The sequence below is a fragment of the Polaribacter sp. Hel1_85 genome, from assembly GCF_000766795.1.
Taxonomy (GTDB): Bacteria; Bacteroidota; Bacteroidia; order Flavobacteriales; family Flavobacteriaceae; genus Polaribacter.
The window spans coordinates 239,103-265,767 of the sequence record NZ_JPDS01000001.1 but is presented as its reverse complement, the minus strand read 5'-3'; the positions used below and the strand labels follow the sequence as shown (position 1 = coordinate 265,767).

Below are 26,665 nucleotides of genomic sequence, written 5' to 3'. Positions count from 1 at the left end.
TTTACAAATCTTAATAAATTCTATTATTTTAAAAAACACTTTTAGTTTCCAAAATTTTGGAAGAAAATCTTAAAATTATATTTATGAAAAAATCACTTTTAACTTTAGTTCTTTTAATTATTACCATTTCTGTAAATTCGCAAAGTATTTTTGGTAAATGGAACTCTACCAATGAAGAAACTGGTGAAGTAGACTCAGTAATTGAAGTATATAAAAAACAAGGAAAAGCCTTCGCTAAAATAATTGACATTAAAAATCCTGAAAGAAAAAATGCAGTTTGTGATTTATGTGAGGATGAAAACAAAAACAAACCTATTTTAGGTTTAAATATTCTAACTGGTTTAGAAAAAGATGGAGAAGAATGGTCTGGTGGTAATATTTTAGACCCAAGAAATGGTAAAGTTTATAAATGTTATATCGAATTGGTAAAAAAAGATAAATTAAAAATACGTGGTTATATTGGTCTTGCTTTATTTGGTAAAACAGCTTATTGGAAAAGAGCTAATTAGTGTTTATTTAAAAAACTAAGCACTTAGAACTAAAAAATCATAACTATTAATTTCTCTCCTCTAACATTGGCACAAAAGCAAAATCTCCTAATTCGTGCTTTTCGAATTCTTTAGCAGATTTTCTAATAAAAAGTGTCATTATTTGTGTTTTATCTCCAACAGGAATTAACAACCTACCCCCTACTTTTAATTGACTTAATAATGGTTTTGGCACAAAAGGAGCACCTGCAGTCACAATTATTTTATCAAAAGGTGCTTGTTCTGGCAAACCCTTATAACCATCACCAAAAATAAATTTCTTAGGATTATATCCTAATTTTGGAAGAAATAAAGATGTCTTTTTAAACAACTCTCGTTGTCTTTCTATTGAATACACTTCTGCCTTTAACTCTAGTAAAACAGCTGTTTGATAACCAGAACCTGTACCAATTTCTAATACCTTTTCACCAGGTTTCACCTCTAAAGTTTGCGATTGAAATGCAACAGTATAAGGCATGGAAATGGTTTGCTCTGCAGCTATAGGAAAAGCTTTGTCTTGGTAAGCGTGTGACTCAAAACTACTGTCTATAAATAAATGACGTGGAATTTTACGTACTGCATTCAATACATTTTTATCAATAATACCTTTTGCATTTAATACGTTAGCAAGTTGGTTTCTAAGTCCTTGGTGTTTAGAAGTATCTCTCAAATTTAACAAATTTCTGGAGTCTAAAAATAGTAATTAATCTATATAAATAAGCATAAAATTGTATCTTTGTTTTTGGCTGATTTTTAAAAATCAGGAAATTCAAAAATCAATGTCTTTTCGAAAAAGTAATCTTATCTCAAAAAAAGATTGTTTCACTTTATTCTCAGAGACTTAAAATATTTTATATGCTTAAAGTTGGAGTATTAGGTGCTGGTCACTTAGGAAAAATTCATTTACGTTTATTACAACAATCTAATAAATATGAGTTAGTAGGTTTTTATGATCCTTCTAAAGAAAATGCAAAAAATGTTGCCAAAGAGTTTGGTTATACTTCATTTGAAACGATAGAAGCTTTAATAGATGCAGTTGAAGTAGTTGATATTGTTACTCCTACTTTATCGCATTTTGATTGTGCTGAAAAGGCTATTGAAAAAGGAAGACATATTTTTATTGAAAAACCAATTACAAAAACAGTTTTAGAAGCAGAACAAATAAAAGCACTTGCTAAGAAACATAATGTAAAAGGACAAGTTGGTCATGTAGAACGTTTTAACCCTGCATTTACTGCTGTTAAAGATATGATTGACAGTACAATGTTTATAGAATGTCATCGTTTGGCAGAATTTAATCCAAGAGGTACAGATGTGCCTGTAGTGTTGGATTTAATGATTCATGATATTGATATTATTCTTTCTGTTGTAAAGTCTGAAGTTAAAAATGTGCACGCTAGTGGAGTTGCTGTTATTTCTGACACTCCTGATATTGCAAACGCAAGAATTGAATTTGAAAACGGTTGTGTTGCTAATTTAACAGCAAGCAGAATTTCAATGAAGAACATGCGTAAAACAAGGTTTTTTCAAAAGGATGCTTATATTTCTGTTGATTTTTTAAGTAAAGAATCTGAAGTAGTAAGAATGAAAGATGTACCTGAAAACCCTGATGAGTTTGCGATGATTTTACAAAATGCAGAAGGTGTTAAAAAACAAATTTATTTTGAAAACCCTGAAGTAGAAAATAACAATGCTATTTTAGATGAATTAGAAACTTTTGCAGACGCTATTAACAACAATACAACTCCTGTGGTTACATTAAACCAAGCTACAGAAGCATTAAGAGTTGCTCAAATGATTATTGATTGTTTTTAAATTAAAGTCGCAAAGTTATAGAGTTACAAAGTTGCAAAGAAAAACAGTTGTTATTTCTTTGTAAAAAGTTGATAAATAAGTGCGTTAAGGATTGAGCGATTTGTTTGAGCTCTTTTTGTTTTTACAAAAAAGCGAGTAGCGAAAGCCTGTTAAAACGCCCTAATAAAATAAATTATTTAATGAAAAACATAGCAGTTATTGGAGCTGGAACCATGGGAAATGGTATTGCTCATACATTTGCACAATTTAATTATAAGGTTAGTTTAATAGATATTTCTGAAGCTTCTTTAGAAAAAGGAATGGCTACTATTGCTAGAAATTTAGACAGAATGGTGTCTAAAGAAAAAATTTCTGAAACTGAAAAAACTTACACTTTACAAAATATTTGCACTTTTACATCTATTAAAGAAGGTGTTAAAAATGTTGATTTAGTTGTGGAAGCTGCTACAGAAAATACTGTTTTAAAAACTAAAATTTTTAAAGAATTGGATGAAGTTTGTGCTAACCACACTATTTTAGCAACCAACACTTCATCTATTTCTATTACTCAAATTGCGGCGGCAACAAACAGACCCGAAAAAGTTATTGGAATGCATTTTATGAATCCTGTGCCTATTATGAAATTGGTAGAAATTATTAGAGGTTACAATACTTCTAATGAAGTGATGGAAACCATTGTTGGGCTTTCAAAAAAAGTGAATAAAATTCCGGTTGAAGTTAATGATTATCCTGGTTTTGTTGCCAACAGAATTCTAATGCCAATGATTAACGAATCTATTGAAACGTTGTATAACAATGTTGCAGGTGTTGAAGAAATTGATACGGTTATGAAATTAGGAATGGCGCATCCAATGGGACCTTTGCAACTAGCTGATTTTATTGGTTTAGATGTTTGTTTATCAATTTTAAATGTTTTGTATGATGGTTTTAAAAATCCCAAATATGCTCCTTGCCCGTTGTTAGTAAACATGGTAATGGCAGGAAAATTGGGTGTAAAATCTGGCGAAGGTTTTTATGATTATTCTGAGAGTAGAAAAGCAGAAAAAGTAGCTAAAATCTTTAGTAAGTAGAATGATTAAGAGGCAATATTTATTTTCTATCTTTTTCTTTACATTCTTTGCTTTAAAAGCTCAAGAGACAAAAAAAGGAATTCTAAACATCAAAAAAATTGGATTTCTTTATAATTATGCTGATGAAAACAATTTTTTGTTTGATGATGTAGATTATAACTATACAACAAACACTCTTAAATTACAAGCTTTTTATGATTTAGGAACTTGGAAAAATTGGAAATTTGATTTAATTGTTCAACCTCAAATTCAGACTATTAAACATCAATTGATAAATATACAGTTCGTTTTACCTTCGGAAGAAGATTATCTAACCAAAAGAACTGAATTTACAACACCAAAAACAATGTATTTGTATGGTTTTGAATTGGGTTTTGTTTTAAAAAGAGAGCTTGTAAAAAAATTAGATTTTGAAATTATAATTGGCTTAGGTTTAGCTGCAATAAATACTAGAACAGAACGTTTGGCAAAAGGATTTACCTTTATAGAAAATGGATCTTTAGGATTTTCTTATCAAACTACAAAAAAAACATCTTTGTATTTAGGTAGTAATATCGGACATGTTTCTAATTTTGACACAAAAAAACCAAATAACGGGTATTCTTTTCTAGGATTCGAAATTGGTTTATCCTATTTATTAAAATAAAAAAAGGAACTCAATTGAGTTCCTTTTTTTATTCACTTAAACTGTTTCTTATTTTCCTAACCATGAGTTTAACATCCAGATAGTTTTTTCTTGTTCGGCAATAAAATCACTCATCATAGAGTTTGTACCTTCATCATCTGCTTTATCAGATAAATCTAAAATTAAACGTTCATTTTTTAATAATTCTGAAAGTGAATTTACAACCAAATCAACAGCTTCAACATCGTTAGAAATATTTTTACCAATTGCTACCGTTGCATTTTCTAAATAATCTGTAAAAGTATGCAATGGTTTGCCTTGTAATGTTAAAATACGTTCTGCTATTTCATCTATTTTAATTTGAGAATCTGTGTAAAATTCTTCAAACTTTTCATGCAATTGAAAAAAATTCTTTCCTTTTATATTCCAATGTAATCCTCTTAGGTTTTGGTAATAAATTTGAAAATTTGCTAATAATCCGTTTAATTCAGTAACTAACTTAGCAGTTTCTTGTTTGTCTAATCCTAATATTGTTTTGTTCATTTTTCTATAATTTTATTTGGTACATCAAATTTATGAGAAAATAAACACATTAAATTATAATCATAATTGATAGTTTTAATATCTTTATCAAAAATTTTTATACGAGATGACAATTACTCAATTAAAATACGTTTTATCGGTTGCAGAATATCAAAATTTTACGGTTGCAGCAGACCATAGCTTTGTAACTCAACCTACTTTAAGTATGCAAATTCAAAAGTTAGAAGACGAACTAAATGTTAAGATATTTAATCGTTCTAAAAAGCCAATTGAATTAACTGAGGTTGGTAAAAAAATAGTAGAACAATCAAAAGTTATTGTTGATGAAAGTAATCGAATTTTAGATATTGTACATCAGCAAAAAGGATATATAGGTGGTGAATTTAAACTAGGAATTATCCCTACTATTATGCCTACTTTATTACCAATGTTTTTACAAAACTTTACAAAAAAATACCCAAAAGTTAAGTTGATTATAGAAGAATTAACAACAGAAGAAATTGTAAGAAAATTATCTGACGGACATATTGATGCCGCCCTTGCTGCTACTCCACTAGAAAATGAAGCAATTAAAGAAAGACCTTTGTATTATGAACCTTTTGTAGGATTGGTTCCGCAAAACCACAGGCTTTTTAACCACAAACAAATATCTGCTGAAGAATTAGAAATGGAAGATATTTTATTGTTAGAAGATGGGCATTGTTTTAAAGACAGTGTTATTAATTTATGTAGAACTCATAAAGTTGATAACAAAAAAGGGTTTCAATTACAAAGTGGAAGTTTTGATACATTAATTAAACTTTCTAAAGAAGGTTTAGGAATGACATTGTTACCATATATGCATACATTAGATTTAAATGATATAGACAAAAGTCATTTACGAGAATTTACAAATCCTCCTCCTGCAAGAGAAGTAAGTCTAATTTATCATAAATCACAATTAAAAATACAATTAATTGAAGCTTTAAAAAAAACAATTGATGGTGTTGTAAGAGGTGCTATTTCTTTTTCTGATGTAAAAATAATTAGTCCTTTACAAAAAAGTAAAACTTAGATTTCTGCCTTCGCAGTAATAAAATTAACAAAAAAAAGGAAGCTCTTTAGCTTCCTTTTTTTTGTTTTAAGAATACATCTTATCTCGTAATTCCTTAATTTTTGGATCTGATAAATAATCATCAAAAGTAGCATGTCTATCTATGACACCTTTTGGTGTTAACTCAATAATTCTATTAGCAACAGTATTTGCAAACTCATGATCATGAGTAGTAAACAAAACAGTACCTTTAAAGTTAATCAATGAGTTATTTAATGCTTGTATCGATTCTAAATCTAAGTGATTTGTTGGTTCATCTAATATTAAAATATTTGCTCTTTTCATCATCATTCTAGATAACATACAACGCACTTTTTCTCCTCCAGAAAGTACATTACTTTTCTTTAAAGCTTCTTCACCAGAAAAAATCATTTTCCCTAAAAATCCTCTTAAGAAAACTTCTTCGCGTTCTTCTTCTGTTTGTGCATATTGTCTTAACCAATCTACTAAATTTAATTCTCCATCTTGGAAAAAAGAAGAATTATCTAAAGGTAAATAAGATTGTGTAGTGGTAACTCCCCATGCAAATTTACCTGCATCTGCTTTTTCATTATCAGTAATAATTTGATAAAAAGCAGTTACTGCTCTTGAGTTTCTAGAAATAACAGCAATTTTATCTCCTTTATTTAAATTGATATGTACATCATCAAATAGTTTTTCTCCTTCAAATTCTTTTGATAAACCTTCTACATTTAAAATCTGGTCACCAGCTTCTCTATCACTTTTATAAATAATGGCAGGATAACGTCTACTTGAAGGTTTAATTTCTTCAACATTTAACTTGTCAATCATTTTTTTACGAGAAGTGGCTTGCTTTGATTTCGCCATATTTGCAGAAAAACGACGTATAAATTCTTCTAATTCCTTCTTTTTCTCTTCTGCTTTTTTATTTTGTTGTGCTCTTTGTCTTGTTGCTAACTGACTAGACTCATACCAAAATGTATAATTACCAGAATAATGATTTATTTTACTATAATCAATATCAGAAATATGTGTACAAACTGCATCTAAAAAGTGTCTATCATGCGAAACCACAATTACACAGTTGTCAAAGTTTGCAATAAAGTTTTCTAACCAAGCTATTGTTTCAAAATCTAAATCATTGGTAGGCTCATCCATAATTAACACATCAGGATTTCCAAAAAGTGCTTGTGCAATTAACACACGTACTTTTTGTTTACCATCTAAATCTTTCATTAATGTATAATGTAAATCTTCAGAAATACCTAAGTTAGATAACATTGCTGCTGCATCAGAATCTGCATTCCAACCATTCATTTCTTCAAAAATTATTTGAAGTTCACCAATCTTTTCTGCATTTTCATCTGTGTAATCTGCATACAAATCATCAATTTGTTTTTTTATTTTAAACAAATCTTTGTTTCCCATTACTACAGTTTCTAAAACTGGGTATTCATCAAAAGCATAATGGTCTTGTGTTAACACAGACATCCTTTTTCCTTTCTCTAAGTGAACCTGACCAGAAGTAGGTTCTTGTACACCAGAAAGAATCTTTAAGAAAGTGGATTTTCCTGCTCCATTTGCGCCAATTATTCCATAACAATTTCCTGTTTGAAATTTTGTGTTTACATCATCAAACAAAATTCGTTTTCCGAATTGTACAGATAAGTTAGAAACTGATAACATACTCTATTTTTTTAATTTTGTGCAAAAGTACAAATTTGATTTATCTTTTCATACTCGATTCTAATTGGTTTTCAATAAATAATAGTTGAATTTTTAAGTCTTTTTTAAGAAGGATTTTAACAACGAATTAACAACAAGAGCTCTGATGAATACCTAAATTTGTCAATAAGTAAAGATCCCCAATTTTATATGTTTAAATATTTACTTCATTTAACTTTTTTGTTTGCTATTACAGCTTTAGTTAGTTGTGATTCTAACCCTAAAAGTACAGCGACTTATTTTGGAGGTAAAATTATCAATCCAAAATCTAATTATGTTATATTGTATTCTATGGAAAAAGTGATTGACACACTATTTCTTGGAAAAGACAATAAATTTTTAGGAAAGCTAGACAATGCTAACGAAGGCTTGTATTATTTTAAACATGGTAATGAAAACCAATACATTTATTTAGAACCTCTAGATAGTTTAATGTTACGTTTAAATACGTGGGATTTTGATGAATCTATCGTTTTTGCAGGTAAAGGTGCAGAAAGAAACAACATTTTAATCGATTGTTTTTTAGAAGAAGAAAAAGACAATAAAATGTTTTATAAATTAAATCATTTTGAACCAGATGAGTTTCATGCAAAAGCAGATTCTTTGCTTTTAATAAAAGAAAAAACGTATTCAGATTATATAGCAAATCACCCTGAAGAAACAAGTGGTTTTAAGAATGTTTTAAAAATAGCACTTACCTACCCTATTTTTGCAAGGATAGAAAGATATCCTATTGCTCATGTAAAATATAGTAAAAAGACTGATTTCCATGATTTTAAAAACTCATTTTATACACACAGACAATCTGTAAGTATTAATAATGATTCTCTTATGTATTACCCACCCTTTTCTCAATATGTGCGTAATTTCTTATACAATACTACATACTCATTAGGCCACAAACCTATGACTGATGAATATTCATCAGATTTTACAGTAGATTTATTAAAAACAATCGATAAAAACATAAAATCGAAAGAATCTAAAAATGCTTTTTTAAAACAAACTGTGATTGGGCATTTTTATAGAAAATCTAGTTGTGATGCTAATAAAGATGCTTTTAATGCTTACTTTGATTTAAGTACAAGTACAAAAGACAAAGATCGGGTAAGACAATTACTACTAGACAGTAAAGCATTACATAAAAATCAGAAAATAACAGACTTTGCTATTCATGATTTAAACAATGGTATACATTCGATAAAACATCTTATCAAAAACAAAAACACTTTTATATTCTTTTGGAATCCAGAGTATGTGTCTACGATGTATATATCGTCTAGATTAAATTATTTATCTCAGAAATTTCCAGAAATACAGTTTATTCCTGTTAAAATTGATGGAAACAAAAATGATAGAATCCATAAATTGGATATTAAAAATCAATTTTTTATCACGGCAAAAAGTGAAGCTAACAATTTCTTAACCAGTAAAATGCCTAGGTCAATAATTATCAATAAAAAAGGAATTGTAACCAATGGTTTTGCCTCTATTTCTTCTAAAAAACTATACCCAGAATTAAAAACTTTAAGTAAACACTAATTATTTACTGTATTTTATAATATAATAGTATATTTGCAGGATTTTTTATTTGAGTGTAACTCATTAAAAATCAGTCCGAATTTATAATCGGGTTTGCAGGTGGGCGTTCTGTGAATCCACAAAAAACACAGTATGTCAACATTTTTAGAATTAGGTTTAAAAGAACCTATTAGTAGAGCATTGACGGATTTAGGTTACGAAAAACCTACCGTTATTCAAGAAAAAGCAATACCGCAAATTATTTCATCTACAGACGATTTAAAAGCTTTTGCACAAACAGGTACAGGTAAAACTGCTGCTTTTAGTTTGCCAATATTAGAAATTTTAGATCCAACTCAGAGCAACGTACAAGCAATTATTTTATCACCTACAAGAGAACTTGCCGTTCAAATTGGTAATAACATTAAAGATTTTTGCAAATATTTAAAAGACGTTAAAGTAACAACTGTTTATGGTGGTTCTAGTATGGAAGATCAAATTAGATCTTTAAAAAGAGGTTCTCAAATTGTAGTTGGAACTCCTGGTAGAACCGTAGATTTAATAAACAGAAGAGCTTTAAAACTAGGAAACGTTCAATGGTTAGTCTTAGACGAAGCTGATGAAATGTTAAACATGGGTTTCAAAGACGAATTAGATAAAGTTTTAGAAGCAACTCCAGAAACAAAACAAACCTTGTTATTTTCTGCTACTTTTCCTAGAGAAGTAGAAGCAATTGCAAGAAATTATATGACAAAGCCAGTAGAAATTACTTCTGGTGAGAAAAATTCTGGTTCAGATAACGTAACTCATGAGTATTATGCAGTTACAGAAAGAACACGTTACCCTGCTTTAAAAAGAATTGCAGATTTAAATCCAGATATTTATGCAATTATCTTTTGTAGAACTCGTAGAGAAACACAAGAAGTTGCAGACAATTTAATTAGAGACGGTTATAGCGCAGATTCTTTACATGGGGATTTATCTCAAGGTCAAAGAGATTCTGTAATGGGAAAATTCCGTAAGAAAACAATTAAAATATTAGTAGCTACAGATGTTGCTGCTCGTGGTTTAGATGTAAATGAATTAACACACGTATTAAATCATAAATTACCAGATCAAATAGAAAACTACACACATAGAAGTGGTAGAACTGGTAGAGCAGGTAATAAAGGGATTTCTATTGTTTTAGCAAATGGAAAAGAAAAAGGAAAACTAAGACAGATAGAAAGAATCATTAAAAAGAAATTTATTGAAGGTAAAGTGCCTTCTGGTAAAGAAATTGTACAAAATCAATTAATAAACTTAATTGATAAGGTTCATAATATTGATGTAAACGAAACTCAAATTGGCGAATTCTTACCAACTATTTACGAAAAGCTAGAAGACTTAGATAGAGAAGAATTAATTAAAAAGTTTGTTTCTTTAGAATTTAATACGATGTTAAAGTATTATGAAAACTCTAAAGATTTAAATGATTTATCTTCTAGAGACAATTCTAGAGCTAGATCTACCAATGATAACATGACGCGTTTCTTTATCAATATTGGTAGAAAAGACAACTTAAATCCTGGTAAATTAATTGGTTTAATTAACGACCAAAATATTGGAGACAAAATAGAAATTGGAGCTATCGATATTTTAGATACTTTCTCTTTCTTTGAAGTGGATAAAAATTTCGAAGACAAAACCTTAGAAGCTTTTGCTGCCAACCAACCAGATTTTGACGGACGATCAGTAAACGTAGAAATTACAAAGAAAGAACGTTCTGGTGGTGGACGAAGAGGTGGTAGAAAACCTTTTGGTAAAAAGGATGGCGGATTTGGAAGACGTAGAAGTTCTGAAAACTCTTCTAGAAGTAATGACGGTGGAGGAAGAAGATCTGAAAGACGTTCTTCAGATAGACCTAAAAATTCTGGAGACAGAAATGCTGGTGGTTTTGGAAGAAGACGTAGAGAGCGTTAAACAACATAAAAGTAGAAATACAAACCTCATCATTGCAAAATGATGAGGTTTTTTTTTGTAAAATTTTCACATCAACCTAATAATAATTCGATATAATAAGCAACTCCCTTACTATTAATTTAATAGGATTACGAAACCGATTTCTTAATTTACTAGAAAACATGATAAATGTTAGGTAATCATTTTTGATAATTAACAACATTTGTACTAGAAACAAATCTATCTTAAAATATATTAAAACCATGAAAAAGGTTCTATTCACTTTCGTAACTATTGCATTATTTAGCATCACATCTTGTACTTCTAAAAAAGAACAAAAAGAGGCACACAAAAAAGAAACACATCCTCATTGGACGTATCAAGGGGAAACTTCTCCAGAACATTGGGCAGAAATAGAAAAAAATTCTGATTGTGATGGTAAAAGTCAATCTCCCATTAATATAATAGATATTCATGTAAAACCTACGCAACAGAAAGAAAATCCTTTAAATATCTTGTATTCTCCAAAAACAGAATTAAATCAAGTTATAAATAACGGACATTCTATTCAGTTTAATTTTGAAGCAGGAGATTCTATTCAATATCATGGAGATACTTATCATTTAATGCAAATACATTTTCATGAATCTTCAGAACATACAATTAATGGAATTCGTTATCCATTAGAAATTCATTTGGTTCATAAAAATAAAACGAATGAATATACTGTAATGGGTATTTTAGCGCAAGAAGGAGAAGAAAGTCAGTTATTTGAGTTTTTTGAAAGCTTTTTACCTATTGCAGAAAACAAAACCAAAGAAATACACCAATCTTTAGATTTAGCTACTTTATTTCCTCAAAATACCGATTTCTATTCTTATGGAGGTTCTTTAACAACACCTCCCTGTACAGAAAGTGTAAACTGGGTTATTTTTAAAAATCCTATTATTGTATCTGTAGAAGAAGTTTTAAAACTTAAAAACAACATGCCTAAAAATAATTATAGAAACGAACAACCTCTAAACGGTAGAGTGGTTTCTTTAAATATACACGATTAAAAAAAATATTATTATTTTTTTTCAAAAGATGATAAATGTCATATATGTGAAAAAGTATTCTTCCTATTTTTGATTCGTCTTAAAACCCCTACTTTATATTTTTAAGACAGATACTATTTAATTAAAGAAAAAAGCAATCTCATTATCCTACCCCAACTCATCGTGAGATTGCTTTACCTTTAATAACATTCCTAAAATATTTTATACGTTTATAAGAACAAATCATTCTAAGAATGATACATTTTCTTGTCTCCAAAATTTAAAATACACAAAACTGATATTAATCATATCAAAAACTCTTTTATAGCTTTATATTTAATAAAAGATAAAAAGTAAATAAAATAATACAAATTCTTTGTAAAAGAAAACCCCTTCATAGTAAGGTGAAGCAAACTCATTATTTTTACCCCAAAAACTTCAATATGAGCTTGCTTCACTCTTATGCTTTGTAAAGTATAGTGCAATATGCAATCACAAATATTAAATTAATTAAAGGCGTTAAAGCGGATTATAAATATTAAATTTTAAGGTATCTGTTATAGTTTCATTATTCTTTAACCTTCCTATAATCTTTAAATCACCTTTAAACGTACTACCATTTAATAGTAAATTTCCTGCTGTAAATTTAGCTGATCCTAAACCATTAGCATTTAATTTTAATTTTTCTTCTCTAAATCTTGGATTAGAAAATGGAATATTTGTATTAGCATTTAAAACCAAAAATTCAATTTCATACCCAGAAGAAGGAAAACCCGTTTCAGAATTAACATTAACTGTTAACAAAGCTTCAGACTCAAAGGAATTATCCATACCAAATATATTCGAACTAATTTTCAAAGCTTTGGCAGCAGCTTCTGTAAATGCTAAGTTAACTGATGCTGGATAAGCAAAGGTTTTAGCAGTAACTTTTACATCACTAGAAACAATATTACTAGATTTTAAATATACTGTAGCACTTAAATATTTTAATCTATTTATTGATAGAGTGTCTTTTGCTGTTTTTGTTAAAGTTTGTTTGGAGTTTTCTGTAAAAACACCAGCAGTTGTAATAAATTCTATCTCTCTTTTATCGGAATCTGAATCTATTGAAATATAAGAAGTAATTTTAATGGTAGAATTATTATCAGCAGGAATGCTATATACATCATCGGTTGCCATTATACTAATAACATCAGGTGCTTCAATGTTTTTAAATTGATTACAGCTAACAATTAAAAAAATGAAAAGTAAAAGGCTTAGTATCTGTTTCATAATTAAAAGAATTTATTTAAAGTAGATCCCGTTTGTTTTTTTAACTCTATATCAAAAGACAGCGACCAATACCATAAACCTGCTAATCTTTTTTCGGATACTGTTGGGTTTGGATCTACACTATTATACCATAAAACTCCAGAAGAAAACCTTGTTAATCTTGTGGGTCTATAAGACAAACCCGTCATTAAATTTACTCCATCAAATAAGTCTTCTCTTTTATTCTCGACCTTAATAGTGCCTATACTTACACCTATCATTAAAGAAAAATGCTGTCTAAAATATCTAAAATACTTATTGCTTCCTGGAGGTAATTCTTTCGATAAATATTTTGTTCTAATGTCTTTATTAACAGGCCCAAAATTGATATTTGCTCCCAAAAACGGACGTAAAAAATTATTATTTTCATCAATACCTAAAACAAGACCAAAGTCGGGTATAATTAATTTACTTGATTCCGAAGAAATGGTACTCATAAACGTATTTGCAAACAATAACTCTTCTTTTGTATTTCTTTGCAAGTCTAAATTGCTCTTTACAATTTTGTCAATGCTTTTAATAATAGCATCCATATTTTCTATTAAAGGTAAAATATCAGTAAGAAATTTACTAATCTCAACATCAAATTCACTACCAATATCTTTTACCAAACCTATAAACAAACGCACAGACTTTATATCTTCTATTAAAGTGTTAAACGCCTTTTTATTTGTTTGTGTATATAATAACCTTGCATCTAAATCATACTCAGAAACTAATTCATCGTTTGCATTACCAACAATAGAACCTCTACCCTTTAAAATTTGAATAATTTTTTCGTTACTAAAAGATTTTAAATTTGCTATTAGTTTAGAGGATAATAAATATTCTTTGGGCTCATTATTAAACTCTTTACCATTTTTAAAAAGTTTTAAAAAATTTACAAGCGTTGGCGTATTAATAAGCTCTTCAATCATACTTTTCTTTATGTAAAAAATAGCATCTAAAGCTTCATAATCTTCCTTTAATTTATCATCATAAATAGCCTTGTATGTAGATAAATTGTAAGGTGCTTCTCCTATATAATTAAAATTATTATCTAACGTAGCATTACTTTTTTGTTTGATTACTTTTATGTATTGATCAAATATTTTTTTAAACGCCTTATCTTTATAAAAACGATTGTTTACAGAAGTACTCTTTATAATGCCTGAATAAAATGTTCTAAGTTTTTGGTTTCTTATCGTAGAATCGATTGGTTCTGCTATTGTAGTACTTGATAAAATTCCTTTTTCTTTTTCTATAAATTCCTTAAATACAGTATTAGAATTATTTTTAATGTAGCTATTTAGTTTATGAAGTGTTTCCATAGCTTCTCCTGTAAACATTTCTAGAATAGAAATATCATAACTTGTATTGGGAGCCAAAGGATTCATATTTAAAACCAAATAATGATGCTTATCATCCTCTTTAATTGGCTCATAATAAAAGTTAATGGTTTTATCTCTGTTTCTGTCTTCCTTAAATTGTTGCGACCTTAGTTTTATAAAGTATTTTAACTCACTAAATTTAATTCTAGACTTTCTAAAACTTACTTTTTTTATTTTAAGTGTTTTAGAAATTTTAATTTTCATGTTAAAACTTACATCGTAGGGTAATTCACTTTTTAACAAACCTGTAAAAGCATCAAATTCTACTACAAGATCTATAGGTGCATTTTGCTGTGCGTAACTGGCTAGGTAGCAACTGCTAAGCATAACCAATAAAATTATTCTTTTAAACATTTGTATAGTAGTTTAGGAAGTTAGTTATACAAATATAATTGGTTTTTTGTATAAAAATTATCCCTACAAATAGGTAATTATTAAAACAACAAATAACAGATTACTTTATGTCTCGAAATGGCAAAACGATGTGAAGAAAACCATCGTTTTTTTCTTGTGAAATTGACGGCATTCTTTAGTTAGAATAACATATTAACAAAAAAACCTCACAAATTTGTGAGGTTTTTTAAATATTAATTTTGATAAAGAATTACATCATTGCTGCTGCAACCTTTTTATACGTTCCGTTTTCTAATTTTTCTCTAATTGCAGAAAAAGCAGTAATCGTTTCGTCAATGTCTTCTTGTGTATGTGTTGTTGTTGGTATCAATCTTAAAATGATCAATCCTTTTGGTATAACTGGATATACTACAATAGAACAAAAGATTCCGTGGTTTTCACGTAAATCATTTACCATTGCCATTGCTTCAGGAATATCTCCTTTTAAAAATACCGGTGTAATACATGTTTGCGTGGTTCCTAAATCGAAACCTGCTTTACGTAAACCAGATTGTAAAGAGTTGGTATTTTCCCATAATTTAGCTTTTAATTCAGGCATTGTACGCAACATATCTAAACGTTTTAATGCTCCTTTTACCATTGCCATTGGCAACGATTTTGCAAACATTTGAGAACGCATATTGTATTGTAAATACTGTATTACTTCTTTATTTCCTGCAAAAAAAGCACCAATACCTGCCATAGATTTTGCAAAAGTTGCAAAATAAACATCTATTTCGTCTTGTACTCCTTGTTCTACTCCTGTTCCTTTTCCGTCTTTTCCAAGAGTTCCAAATCCATGAGCATCATCTACTAAAAGTCTAAAGTTATATTCTTTTTTTAAAGCAACTATTTCTTTTAAACGACCTTGCTCTCCACGCATTCCAAAAACACCTTCAGAAATTACTAGAATTCCTCCACCGTTTTTTTCTGCCATTTTTTTTGCACGCTTAATGTTTTTCTCAAAACTTTCCATGTCATTGTGCTTATACACAAAACGTTTACCAGCATGTAAACGAACACCATCTATAATACATGCATGAGTATCCATATCATAAACAATAACATCGTGTTTTGTTACCAAAGCATCAATTGCAGATACCATTCCTTGATATCCAAAATTCACTAAATAAGCAGCATCTTTTTCAACAAATTCTGCACATTCTTGCTCTAATTGTTCATGGAATTTTGTATGACCAGACATCATTCTAGCTCCCATTGGATAGGCCATACCATGTTCTGCAGCTGCAGTACCATCTACTTTTAAAACTTCAGGATGATTTGCTAAACCTAAATAATCATTGATACTCCAGGTAACTACTTTTTTACCATTAAAAGACATTCTATTAGAAATAGGTCCTTCTAATTTAGGAAAAACATAATAGCCTTCTGCTTGTTTTGCCCATTTACCTAAAGGTCCTTTATCTGCTTCTATTCTTTCAAATAAATCTATCGCCATGTTCTCTTTTTTTTATTTTTCTTCGAACTGCAAAGTAACCGCTTTTTTTGCAGTTTATCAAATTGTGAACGGTTCTATTCTACTTACAAAAAATTGTTCTCTTTCATCCAATCATCACTATAGATTTTGTTCATATAACGAGACCCATGATCAGGAAAAATTAAGACCACAAAACTATCTTTGGTAAACATTTCTTTAGCTGCGTATTGTTTGGCTGCTTGCATAACTGCACCACTTGTGTACCCAGGAAACATACCTTCTTTTTTTACAATATTCCTAGCCTCTAAAGCGGCATCTTTATCAGATACTTTTTCATAGATATCAATTACATCAAAATCGGTAGCAGTAGGAATTAAGTTTTTACCCAAACCTTCAATTTTATAAGGACTTACCTCATTTAAATCGAGTTCTTGTGTTTCATGGTATTTTTTTAAGACAGAACCAATAGCATCCACCCCTAAAATTTTAACTTCTGGATTTTGCTCTTTTAAGTATTTTCCTGAACCAGAAATAGTACCTCCAGTTCCACTTGCAACTACTAAATGCGTAATTTTACCTTCTGTTTGTTCCCAAATTTCTGGTCCGGTAGTTCTGTAATGTGCTTCTATATTTAGCTCATTAAAATACTGGTTGATATAAACAGAATTTTTTGTTTTCCTATGGATTGCCTTCGCAACTTCATAATAAGATCTTGGGTCTTCTGGTGCAACATTTGCAGGACAAACATGTACCTCTGCTCCCATAGACTTTAGTAAATCTATTTTATCTCTAGAAGATTTATCACTCACAGCTAAAATACATTTATAGCCTTTTACAATACTAATCATTGCCAAACTAAAACCAGTGTTACCTGAAGTAGTTTCTACTATAGTAGCTCCTTTTTTAAGGATTCCTTTTTTTTCTGCGTCTTCTACAATGTGTTTTGCTATTCTATCTTTTGCTGAATGTCCTGGGTTAAAAGCTTCAAACTTTGCGTAATATGAACCCGGTAGATTTTTTGTAATCTTATGAAGTTTAATTAGTGGGGTTTCTCCTACTAACTCTAATATTGAATTTGTAATTCCTTTATTTCTAGTCATTCTCTCACTATTCTCAAAGTAAATGTCATTACGATTTGCAAACCGAAAACCTTTCGTAATTATTAAAAAAGAGAGCTTCGATACGCTCGCAATGACACTTATTTTTTCTTTGATTTCAAACGCAAAAGTACGTTTAATACTTAAATATGTAAACCGTTTTAAGACTTAATTTTTACAACGCCTAATTTATCCTCTAAAGCTAAAAAGAACGTGTACATTTTAGCGGTTTCTTTTAAAGCATCAAAACGACCAGAAGCACCACCATGGCCTGCTTCCATATTTGTATCTAATAATAATAAATTATTGTCTGTTTTTAATTCACGTAATTTAGCTACCCATTTTGCTGGTTCCCAATACTGTACTTGTGAGTCATGAAAACCTGTAGTTACCATAATATTTGGATAGTCTTTTGAAGTTATTTGATCATAGGGTGAATACGATTTTATATAATCATAATACTCTTTGTCATTCGGGTTTCCCCATTCGTCATATTCTCCAGTAGTTAATGGAATACTATCATCTAACATCGTAGAAATTACATCTACAAAAGGTACAGAAGCAATAATTCCGTTATACAATTCTGGGTTCATATTTACAATAGCTCCCATTAACAAACCTCCTGCAGAACCTCCCATTGCATATAAATGTTCTGGAGATGTGTAAGAGTTGTCAATTAAATATTTAGAACAATCTACAAAGTCGTTAAAGGTATTTTTCTTATTCAGCATTTTACCATCTTCATACCATTCTCTTCCCAAGTACTCACTTCCACGAATGTGTGCTAAAGCATACACAAAACCTCTGTCTAATAAACTTAAACGTGTGGTAGAAAAACTATCTGGTATAGTATAACCATAAGAACCATAAGCATATTGCAATACTGGTGTATTATTATTTAAGTCGGTATCTTTATGATACACCAAAGAAATAGCAACTTTTTTGCCATCTCTGGCAGTTGCCCAAACTCTTTTACTGATGTAATTTTCTTTTTGAAATTTGCCACCTAAAACTTCTTGTTCTTTTTTAACATCTTTAGTCTGATCTTTCATATTAAAATCAATAACAGAACTTGGTGTTGTAAACGAATTGTATGAGTAACGAATGATATCTGTATCAAAATCTGGATTTGCATACACACCTACAGCATAAGTTTCTTCGTTAAAAGGTAGGTAATAATCGTCCTTTTTATCCCAGCGTTTTATTCTTACTCTATTTAAACCATTGGTACGTTCTTCTAATACTAAATAATCTTTAAATATTGAAAAACCTTCTAACAACGTATCATCTCTATGTGGTATAACATCAACCCAATTTTCTTTAGTTGTTTTAGAAACTGGTGTTTTCATCAACTTAAAATTGAGTGCTTTATCTTTATTTGTTAACAAGTAAAAATGATCTCCAAAATGAGAAACTTCGTATTCTAAATCTCTTTCTCTTGGTTGAATAATTGTAAATTCTCCTGTTGGATTATCAGCATCTAAATACCTTGCTTCCGTAGAAATAGTACTGTAAGAACCAATTATAATATATTTATCTGATTTTGACTTGGTTACATACGTACCAAAGGTATCATCTTTTTCATGATACACTTCTACATCTTCTGATGTTGGCGTACCTAAAACGTGTCTATAAATACTTGAACTACGTAAAGTTACAGGATCTTTTTTAGTATAAAAAATAGTTTTATTATCATTTGCCCAAACAGAACCTCCTGTACTATTTTCTATATTATCTTTATAAATTTCGCCTGTTTCAAGATTTTTGATTCTTAAAAAATACTGTCTTCTACTCACAGTATCTGTTGCAAAAACAACCAGTTTATTATCATTAGAAATATTTAAACCTCCTAATTGATAATAATCGAAATCTTTGGCCATTTCATTTACATTAAAAAGTACTTCTTCTTTTGCCTCTAAATTTCCTTTTTTACGGCTGTAAATAGGATACTGATTTCCAACCTTATAACTTGTAATATAAAAATATCCATTGTCTTTATAGGGTACAGAAGAATCATCTTCTTTAATTCTACCTTTCATTTCTTCGAACAATTCTTCTTGAAATGGTTTGGTATGCTTGGTTACTTCTTTATAATATGCATTCTCTTCCTCTAAATAATTGACTACTTTTTGAGTCTGTGCATCTTTATCTGAAGCATTTTTTTGTTCGTCAGACAAACGCATCCAAAAATAATTATCTACTCTAACATCTCCGTGTTTTTCTAGTTTTGTAGGCTCTTTAGCTGCTACTGGAGTTTTTGCATCTGTACTTTTCATGGTCTCATTTTTACAAGCGATTGCAAATGTAAGACTTAATACGATGAAAGGAATAACTATTTTTCTCATTTTTAAGTGATTTAAATTCCTTATAAAAATACTAAATTTGTACAACATAAAAAAAATAACAAAATGTTTGGAGACTTATCAGGAATGATGAATAAGCTTAAAGAAGCACAAAAAAATGTAGAGGTAACAAAAGCTAGATTAAATTCTGTTTTGGTTGATGAAGTAGCGGTAGATGGAAAACTAAAAATAACTTTAACAGCTAATAGAGAAATTAAAGCAATTTCTATAGACGAAGCTTTACTTAAGGATGCAGAAGAATTAGAAGATTACTTAATTCTAGCATTGAACAAAGCTCTAGAAAAAGCAACTAAAATTAACGAAGCAGAAATGGCTGAAGCTGCAAAAAGCGGCATGCCAAATATACCTGGTATGGACATGTTTAAATAATATAAATACATCATAAACACAAAAAAGTACTGTAATTTAATAATAATTACAGTGCTTTTTTTTTATAAAACATTCTTATACAATTAACGTTCTATAAACATTCTAACAAGCTCTTAATTTGTATTTTTGCGCTTGCCAATTAATCTAGCAAAAAGTATACTGATGAATACCGAAAAAAAGAAAAAATCAATGGGTAAAAGAATTATAAAGTGGATTACTATTACTGCTTTACTATTATTAACTGCCCTAATAGCTGTTCCTTATGTATTTAAGGATAAGATTGTAGCAATGGTAAAAAACACCATTAATAACAATATAAATGCTACAGTAACTTTTAAAGATACAGACCTTAGTCTTTTTAAAAATTTCCCTTTACTAAGTTTAACAGTTAATGATTTGGCTGTAGCTAATAAAGCTCCTTTTGTAGGCGATACATTGTTTAATGCGAAAGCTTTAAGTTTAGATATGAAAGTTACGGAGCTGCTTAAAAAGGAAAATGAAACCATTGCCATTAAAAGCATTACTTCTTCTAATGGAAATATAAATATTATTTTCAACAAAGAAGGAAATGGGAATTTTGATATTGCCAAGAAAAATACTATAGATGCAACTACAGCCTCAGAAAGTACTTTTTCTCTAAATATTGAAGAGTATGAATTGGCAGACATCAATTTTAATTATGTAGATAGAGATAGCAACACAAAAGTAAGTATTGATAGTATTTATCATTCTGGTAAAGGAAATTTTGCTGAAGATATTTTTAATCTCGATACAAAAACAACGGGCTTTTTATCTTTTGATTTAGACAAAACAAATTACATCAATAAGGTAAAAATTTCTTTGGATGCTATACTTGGTATCGATTTAAAAAACAACAAATACTCTTTTAAAGAAAACACGGGTTACATAAATCAATTGCCTTTAGAATTTGATGGTTTTATTCAATTGATAGAGGATAATCAGTTTTATGACCTCCATTTTAAAACACCAACTTCTTCCTTTAAAAATGCATTAGCCTTGTTACCAAAACAATATGCTGGAAACTTAAAAACGATAAAAACAGAAGGTAATTTTGAAGTAAATGGTGTTGTAAAAGGTACTTTGTCTGACAAAACTATTCCTGCTTTTGATATTAATATCGTTTCAAAAAATGCGCTTTTTAAATATGCCGATTTACCTAAATCTGTTAAAAACATAAACATTGATTCTAAAATAATTAACACAACAGGATTAACAAAAGACACCTATGTAACTATCAATAAACTTAATTTTAAAATTGATGAAGATGTATTTTCTGCAAACGGAAATTTTAGAAATATTACCACAAATCCAAATATAAATATTGCTGCAAAAGGAACCATTAATTTGGCTAATATTGGCAAAGTGTATCCTGCTCCATTAGAAAAGGAATTGGCTGGTATTCTAAAAGCGGATATTACCACTAATTTTGATATGAATTCTGTAGACAAAGGACGTTACCAAAACATTAAAAACGCTGGAGAAATTACAATTCGAGATTTTAAATATGAAGGAACAGATGTTGCAAAGCCTTTTTACATTAACAAAACAGGTATTTCTTTCAATACAAATTCTATAAAGCTAAACGAATTTGAAGCAAAAACAGGAACCTCTGATTTGGCTATAAAAGGAAACCTTGATAATTTCTATGGATTTATTTTTAAGGATGAAGTATTAAAAGGAAACTTTCTTTTAAATTCTAACAACCTTATTGTGGCCGATTTTATTTCGATTGATAAAACTAAAGATGATAAAGAACATAGTTCTTCTTTAAAAATCCCTGCTTTTTTAGATGTTAAACTTACAGCTAATGCTAAGAAAGTTGTTTATGATAACGTAAACCTTTCTAACGTTTCTGGTGATGTTTTTATTCATGACGAAAAAGTAGATTTAAAAAACGTAAAGTCAGATGTATTTGGTGGAAATATCGCTTTTAATGGAAATGTATCTACAAAAGGAACTACTTCTAAATTTAAAATGGATTTAAATTTAAATCAGTTAAATGTTGGTGACTCTTTTGGGAATTTAGAAATGCTAAAATCTATAGCTCCTATTGCCAAAGCTATTGAAGGCAAAATGAATTCTACAATTACTGTTTCTGGAAATTTAAATGATGATATGACACCTAATTTAAAAACCATTTCTGGAAATTTATTAGGTCAGTTATTAGACACCAAACTAAAAGCAGGCAATTCTAAAATGTTAACCACTTTAGGGGAAAAAGTGAAATTTTTAGATGTAAACCAACTAAATTTACATGAAGCAACAGGCTTGTTTTCTTTTGAAAATGGTTTAGTAACCGTAAAACCTATTCCACTTAAATATAAAGATATTGCTATAGAAGTTGGAGGAACTCATGGTTTTGATCAAACAATGAATTATGATATTGTTTTTGACGTTCCTGTAAAGTATTTAGGAACCGATGTTACTAATTTAATTTCGAAACTAACTGCAAAAGATGCCGCTTCAATAAAAAGTATTCCTGTAAAAGGAAACTTAACAGGTAGTTTTGGAAGTCCCAGTTTTACATCTAACATAAAAGATGCAACAGCAACTCTGATAAAAGATTTGGTTGAAAAACAAAAAAACAGTCTGATAGACCAAGGTAAAGACAAATTAAAAGATTTAATTGGCATTGGTACTACCAAGAAAGACTCTATCGAAGAAGGAAAGAAGGTAGAAGATAAAGTAAAAGATGTTTTAGGAAACTTATTTGGTAAGAAGAAAAAAATTAAGTTTCTTTATAAATAAACATAAAAACGAAAGCAAATTGCTTTCGTTTTTTTATGCTTACTATTTTTTAAAATCTAAAACGCTCCTAATAATGAAACCACTATCATTAAAGCATAAAGAGACAAGGTGATAATCATAAATACACCTATAAATTTATAATGAGATTTTAACATTTCAAAAGCTTTTGCTAATGTTTCATCATTTTTTGTAGACAATGCTTTTTTCATTTTATTTGAAAATTGTAACAAGTAATACACTGGAAAAAAGTGAATTATTGCAAGAATCAAATAGGTAATTGACATGGTTACTCCTAAATAATCTGGAACTCCAGGTTGCATTTTTGCAGCCATATCAAAAATAGTCGTTGCAAATATTGCAAAAACTAACATAAAACCAATCAAGATAAAACCAATAATAGCTAAAAATTTTGCCCACTTTGCAGTTTCTCTTAAAAAGCTTTTAGAAGCACTTGTAATTGTTAATTGCTCTAATTGTGTAATAGGATTATTCACCATAATATAAGTTCTTAATTTAGTTCTCTTCAAAAATAAACAAAAAAAAGAAGCCACGAATTCACAATTATATAATAATAATAATGATTCCGTGGCTAAAAATTTATGTAATCTATCTTATTTCTTAAACTCAGAAATTGTTTTCTTAATAATTGAAATGCAATCCATTAATTGTTCTTTAGTCATTACTAAAGGTGGCGCAAAACGAATTATGTTTCCATGTGTTGGTTTTGCTAGTAAACCATTATCTCTTAATTTCATACAAATATCCCAAGCTGTAGAACTTTCTTCTGTATCATTTATTAAAACAGCATTTAACAACCCTTTACCCCTAACAGACTTTACCAATTCATTTTCTTCAGCAAAAGATGCTAATTCACTTCTAAAAATTTTCCCTAAAACTTCTGCGTTTTCAGCCAAATTTTCTTCAGCAATAACCTCTAAAGCAGCAATTGCAACTGCTGCTGCAATTGGGTTTCCTCCAAAAGTAGAACCGTGATTTCCTGGTTTAATCACATTCATAATGTTATCATTTGCTAACACAGCAGATACAGGATACGCACCTCCACTTAAAGCTTTACCAAGAATTAAAACATCTGGCTGCACATTTTCATGATTTACAGCTAACATTTTACCCGTTCTTGCAATACCTGTTTGTACTTCATCTGCAATAAATAAAACATTGTGTTTAGCACACAATTCTTTTGCTGCAGCTAAATATCCTTCTGTAGGCACATACACACCTGCTTCTCCCTGAATTGGTTCCACTAAAAATGCAGCAATATTATTACTACTTTCTAACGTTTCTTGTAATTCTTGTAGATTATCATATTCAATTTTGATAAATCCTTTAGTATAAGGTCCAAAATTCTTTCTAGCAACAGGATCATTAGAAAAAGAAATTATAGTAGTTGTTCTTCCATGAAAGTTGTTTTCACAAACAATTATTTCTGCTTTATTTTCATCAATTCCTTTTACTTCATAAGCCCATTTTCTAGCTAGTTTTAGTGCAGTTTCTACAGCTTCTGCACCAGTATTCATTGGTAATAATTTGTCGAAACCAAAAAGTTCAGTTGCAAATTTCTCATATTTCCCCAACATGTCATTATAAAATGCACGTGAAGTCAATGTTAACGTTTTTGCTTGATTTATCATTGCATCCACAATTTTAGGATGACAATGTCCTTGGTTTACTGCAGAATAAGCAGATAAAAAATCATAATATTTTTTATCTTCTGCATCCCAAACAAACACACCTTCACCTTTACTCAAAACCACAGGAAGTGGATGATAGTTATGTGCACCATATTTGTTCTCTAATTCAATTGCTTCTTTCGAAGTCAGTTTCTCTAAAACAGTCATTTGTTTCGTTTTAAATGTTTATAATTAAATAACCATTCCTGTTCTACCTTTATCCTTTCGAAAGTTTCGAAAATTCAGCGTGGGAAAGAAATCATCCCCGAAGTTTTGCAAAAGTAATAAAATAATAACTTGTAATAAAAATTATTTGGGCGTTCCCTAAAGTTCGTGCTTTCACTACTCGCTTTTTTCGTTTCTCAAAAAGAGCTCACACAATTAGCCTGTCTTGAGCGAAGTCGAAAGGTTCAATCACTAACGCAGATTCAAAACTTTAAAGAGATGAAACTTAAATTCAATATCCGTAAATCTATCAATAACTTTTCCTTAATTTTGCAACCCAATAAATTATAGAGAATGCCACGTAGAGAACGAAATAAATTTGTAAAAAAGAATCAAGTTTTAGAATTAAAAATTGAAGATTACGCCTTTGGAGGAAAAGGAATTGCAAGAATACATTCTGAAGAAGGTAGTTTTGTTGTTTTTGTTCCCAATACTTTACCTGGACAATTGGTAAAAGCACAAATTAGTAAGTCAAGTAAAAAATACGCGGAAGCAAAGTTAATAGATGTTTTAGAACCTTCTGATGATGAAGTTGAAGTTACTTTTCAAGACATTCCTGGAGCGCCTTACATTCAATTACCTATCAATTTACAGCATCAATATAAAAAAGAAAGTACACTTTCATTATTTAAAAGAATTGGAAAAGTAGAAAATATTGAAGATTTATTTGATGAGTTTATAGCGTCTCCAAACGTATTTCATTACAGAAATAAAATGGAATATGGTTTTTCTGCCATTGGTTATGATAGAGTTAATAAAACCGATAAAGACGAGTTTACGTTAGGTTTTAAAAGACGTGGAGTTTGGTGGATAGGAGATAATCTTGAGAAAGATTCTGGTTTGTTTGATAAACAAATGGAAGACAACCTAAAAAACATCAGAAAATATTGTCAAGATACAGGTTTAGAACCTTGGCACGGACCTAGAAAAACAGGTTTCTTCCGTTATTTTGTTGTGAGAAAATCTTTTAAAACTGATGAGTTATTATGTAATTTAGTAACCACTTCTCCTGAATTAGAAAACTTCGATTTAAACAAATTTGCCTCTTTTCTAAAAGATATTTTTGGAGAGCGTTTAGCGGGATTATTACATACAATTAATGATGAAACTGGAGACAGAACAATTGCTACAGCAGGAAGTTTAGATTTGGTATATGGTAAAGATAAAATTGTAGAAGAACTATTAGGCTTAAATTTTGAAATCAGCATGAAAAGCTTCTTTCAAACAAACCCAAAATGTGCAGAAAAACTATATTCTAAAGTTGTAGAATATGTTTTAGAAGATAAAACAAAAGTAAACAATACTGTTGTGATGGATTTATTTTGCGGAACAGGAACTATTGGACAAATTGTAGCTTCTAGAAGTGAAAACGCAAAAATTGTTGGTGTAGATATCGTTGCTTCTGCTATTGAAGATGCTAAGAAAAACGCAAAAAGAAACAATATTGATGGTTTAAAATTCTTTGCTGCAGACGTTGGTAAATTTTTAATTGCGCATCCTGAGTATAAAAATAAAATTAAAACGATTATTTTAGACCCTGCAAGAGCTGGAATTGCACCAAAAACATTGCAAAAAATCATCAATTTAAATGCAGATAGAATGGTGTATGTTTCTTGTAATCCTGCAACGCAAGCAAGAGATACAGAATTGTTAAGAGAAGCTGGTTATCAAATTAAAAAAATTAGTTTGGTAGATCAATTTCCTCATACAAGTCATATTGAGACTGTTGTTTTGTTTGAGAAAATATAATTCAAAATATATTAAACTTACAAAAAAAGACTTCT

21 protein-coding genes are annotated in these 26,665 nt (G+C 29.5%); 11 read left to right on the top strand and 10 right to left on the bottom strand.

The window, feature by feature from the left end; translation table 11 throughout:
- The first annotated feature begins 83 nt into the window (after positions 1–83).
- Entirely contained in the window at positions 84–509 is a 426-nt protein-coding gene (locus PHEL85_RS01115) for a DUF2147 domain-containing protein (RefSeq protein ID WP_036819949.1), read from the top strand.
- Positions 510–555: 46 nt separating this feature from the next.
- Here PHEL85_RS01115 and PHEL85_RS01110 read toward each other — a convergent pair whose 3' ends face one another.
- Positions 556–1,197 carry a protein-L-isoaspartate(D-aspartate) O-methyltransferase gene (locus PHEL85_RS01110; protein WP_036819946.1) on the bottom strand — a complete coding sequence of 214 codons (642 nt, stop codon included), beginning with the start codon at positions 1,195–1,197 and terminating at the stop codon, positions 556–558.
- Between the two features lie 185 nt (positions 1,198–1,382).
- On the opposite strand from PHEL85_RS01110, the gene PHEL85_RS01105 reads away from it, so the two are divergent.
- The 3 genes from PHEL85_RS01105 (at position 1,383) to PHEL85_RS18055 (ending at position 4,058) form a co-directional block, all read left to right on the top strand.
- The gene (locus tag PHEL85_RS01105) at positions 1,383–2,342 is read left to right on the top strand and encodes a Gfo/Idh/MocA family protein (protein WP_036819943.1); all 960 of its coding nucleotides are present in this window, start codon (positions 1,383–1,385) and stop codon (positions 2,340–2,342) included.
- Positions 2,343–2,521: 179 nt separating this feature from the next.
- Positions 2,522–3,412: a 3-hydroxybutyryl-CoA dehydrogenase gene (locus PHEL85_RS01100; protein WP_036819940.1), complete on the top strand. Its 891-nt coding sequence runs from the start codon at positions 2,522–2,524 to the stop codon at positions 3,410–3,412.
- 1 nt (position 3,413) lies between these two features.
- Positions 3,414–4,058 (top strand): acyloxyacyl hydrolase, encoded by a 645-nt coding sequence (locus tag PHEL85_RS18055; RefSeq protein WP_081965054.1) that lies wholly within the window; start codon positions 3,414–3,416, stop codon positions 4,056–4,058.
- Between the two features lie 48 nt (positions 4,059–4,106).
- Here the strand turns inward: PHEL85_RS18055 and PHEL85_RS01085 are convergent, their stop codons facing one another.
- Positions 4,107–4,580 carry a Dps family protein gene (locus PHEL85_RS01085; protein WP_036819938.1) on the bottom strand — a complete coding sequence of 158 codons (474 nt, stop codon included), beginning with the start codon at positions 4,578–4,580 and terminating at the stop codon, positions 4,107–4,109.
- Between the two features lie 106 nt (positions 4,581–4,686).
- Here PHEL85_RS01085 and PHEL85_RS01080 point away from each other — a divergent pair, with 106 nt between their 5' ends.
- Positions 4,687–5,634, top strand: coding sequence for a hydrogen peroxide-inducible genes activator (locus PHEL85_RS01080; protein WP_036819937.1), 948 nt, complete (start codon positions 4,687–4,689; stop codon positions 5,632–5,634).
- Between the two features lie 66 nt (positions 5,635–5,700).
- On the opposite strand, the gene PHEL85_RS01075 is transcribed toward PHEL85_RS01080, so the two are convergent.
- Positions 5,701–7,320, bottom strand: coding sequence for an ABC-F family ATP-binding cassette domain-containing protein (locus PHEL85_RS01075; protein WP_036819936.1), 1,620 nt, complete (start codon positions 7,318–7,320; stop codon positions 5,701–5,703).
- Positions 7,321–7,509: 189 nt separating this feature from the next.
- Between PHEL85_RS01075 and PHEL85_RS01070 the strand changes: the two genes are divergently transcribed.
- The 3 genes from PHEL85_RS01070 to PHEL85_RS01060 all read left to right on the top strand — a co-directional run bounded on the left by PHEL85_RS01070 (position 7,510) and on the right by PHEL85_RS01060 (position 11,879).
- Entirely contained in the window at positions 7,510–8,901 is a 1,392-nt protein-coding gene (locus PHEL85_RS01070; RefSeq protein ID WP_036819935.1) for a TlpA family protein disulfide reductase, read from the top strand.
- 132 nt (positions 8,902–9,033) lie between these two features.
- Entirely contained in the window at positions 9,034–10,842 is a 1,809-nt protein-coding gene (locus PHEL85_RS01065; protein WP_036819933.1) for a DEAD/DEAH box helicase, read from the top strand.
- Positions 10,843–11,084: 242 nt separating this feature from the next.
- Positions 11,085–11,879 (top strand): carbonic anhydrase, encoded by a 795-nt coding sequence (locus tag PHEL85_RS01060; protein ID WP_036822926.1) that lies wholly within the window; start codon positions 11,085–11,087, stop codon positions 11,877–11,879.
- A gap of 498 nt (positions 11,880–12,377) precedes the next feature.
- Here the strand turns inward: PHEL85_RS01060 and PHEL85_RS01055 are convergent, their stop codons facing one another.
- The 5 genes from PHEL85_RS01055 to PHEL85_RS01035 form a co-directional block, all read right to left on the bottom strand.
- Complete coding sequence (locus PHEL85_RS01055) at positions 12,378–13,130, bottom strand: hypothetical protein (protein WP_036819930.1); 753 nt, start codon at positions 13,128–13,130, stop codon at positions 12,378–12,380.
- Positions 13,131–13,132: 2 nt separating this feature from the next.
- Complete coding sequence (locus PHEL85_RS01050; RefSeq protein WP_036819928.1) at positions 13,133–14,893, bottom strand: hypothetical protein; 1,761 nt, start codon at positions 14,891–14,893, stop codon at positions 13,133–13,135.
- A 250-nt stretch (positions 14,894–15,143) separates the two neighbouring features.
- On the bottom strand, positions 15,144–16,391 hold the full coding sequence (locus tag PHEL85_RS01045) for an aminotransferase class I/II-fold pyridoxal phosphate-dependent enzyme (protein ID WP_036819926.1): 1,248 nt from the start codon (positions 16,389–16,391) through the stop codon (positions 15,144–15,146).
- An 83-nt stretch (positions 16,392–16,474) separates the two neighbouring features.
- Positions 16,475–17,470, bottom strand: coding sequence for a PLP-dependent cysteine synthase family protein (locus tag PHEL85_RS01040; protein ID WP_036819924.1), 996 nt, complete (start codon positions 17,468–17,470; stop codon positions 16,475–16,477).
- A 158-nt stretch (positions 17,471–17,628) separates the two neighbouring features.
- The gene (locus PHEL85_RS01035) at positions 17,629–19,812 is read right to left on the bottom strand and encodes a S9 family peptidase (RefSeq protein WP_410477239.1); all 2,184 of its coding nucleotides are present in this window, start codon (positions 19,810–19,812) and stop codon (positions 17,629–17,631) included.
- Positions 19,813–19,875: 63 nt separating this feature from the next.
- Here PHEL85_RS01035 and PHEL85_RS01030 point away from each other — a divergent pair, with 63 nt between their 5' ends.
- On the top strand, positions 19,876–20,199 hold the full coding sequence (locus tag PHEL85_RS01030) for a YbaB/EbfC family nucleoid-associated protein (protein ID WP_036819920.1): 324 nt from the start codon (positions 19,876–19,878) through the stop codon (positions 20,197–20,199).
- Positions 20,200–20,361: 162 nt separating this feature from the next.
- A complete protein-coding gene (locus PHEL85_RS01025) occupies positions 20,362–22,968 on the top strand; it encodes an AsmA-like C-terminal region-containing protein (RefSeq protein ID WP_156109068.1) in 2,607 nt (868 codons plus the stop codon).
- Between the two features lie 56 nt (positions 22,969–23,024).
- On the opposite strand, the gene PHEL85_RS01020 is transcribed toward PHEL85_RS01025, so the two are convergent.
- Positions 23,025–23,465, bottom strand: coding sequence for a DUF5362 family protein (locus PHEL85_RS01020; protein WP_235318214.1), 441 nt, complete (start codon positions 23,463–23,465; stop codon positions 23,025–23,027).
- Between the two features lie 114 nt (positions 23,466–23,579).
- Positions 23,580–24,824: an ornithine--oxo-acid transaminase gene (gene rocD / locus PHEL85_RS01015; protein ID WP_036819919.1), complete on the bottom strand. Its 1,245-nt coding sequence runs from the start codon at positions 24,822–24,824 to the stop codon at positions 23,580–23,582.
- Positions 24,825–25,175: 351 nt separating this feature from the next.
- On the opposite strand from rocD, the gene rlmD reads away from it, so the two are divergent.
- Positions 25,176–26,630, top strand: a complete 1,455-nt coding sequence (rlmD, locus tag PHEL85_RS01010; RefSeq protein ID WP_036819917.1) for a 23S rRNA (uracil(1939)-C(5))-methyltransferase RlmD — start codon at positions 25,176–25,178, stop codon at positions 26,628–26,630.
- The last annotated feature ends 35 nt before the right edge of the window (positions 26,631–26,665 follow it).